1 protein-coding gene is annotated in these 620 nt (G+C 64.8%); it reads left to right on the forward strand.

The window, feature by feature from the left end:
* Nucleotides 1-69: 69 nt before the first annotated feature.
* A partial coding sequence (locus tag ACY34I_RS40575; RefSeq protein WP_462760861.1) for a hypothetical protein occupies nucleotides 70-620 on the forward strand: 551 nt, incomplete at its 3' end.

Raw genomic sequence — 620 nt, forward strand, 5'->3', positions numbered from 1 at the left:
CCCCGCCACGCCCGCGCCTTCTTCGAAGCCCTCGCCGCGGACAACCTCGACATCGGCCGCCCCGACAACATGGAGATCATCTTCAACCGGCAGATCCGCTCCACCACCAAAGGCGTGTTCCGCACCGCCATCGACCGTGACAACGACGCCGTCGTGGTCAACGCCTTCTACCGCCACTCCCGGATCAAGTACTACCTCAAAGATCGACGAGCGCTACGCATCGAAACCGTCATCAACGACACCTACGACATCGGTGTGCTGCGCCGCCTGGAACACCTCGACGAGGTCATCGCCAAAGCCCGTGACGCCAACCGCCGGCTGCTGGACACTATCCGTGCCGGTCAGAGCTGCGTCCTTGCGAGCCCAGTCATCGAACGGGTCGCACAGCCCACCCTCACCGAGGATGGCAGGAGGGCCCCAGCGCTACGCTTCGCCGACCCTCGGGTCATGGCCCTGACCGGCGCTCTATGCCTGAGCCTGTTCGCCGTCACCGGCGTCACCAACAAGAGCCTTCGCGCCTTGACCGCCCGGCTGCTCGGCACCGGCTACACCACCAGCCAAATGACCTACGACCTACGGCGCCTACGGTTCAACGGCCTGATCCGACGCATCGAACACAC

Source organism: Micromonospora sp. RTBAU3-60 (assembly GCF_054963695.1).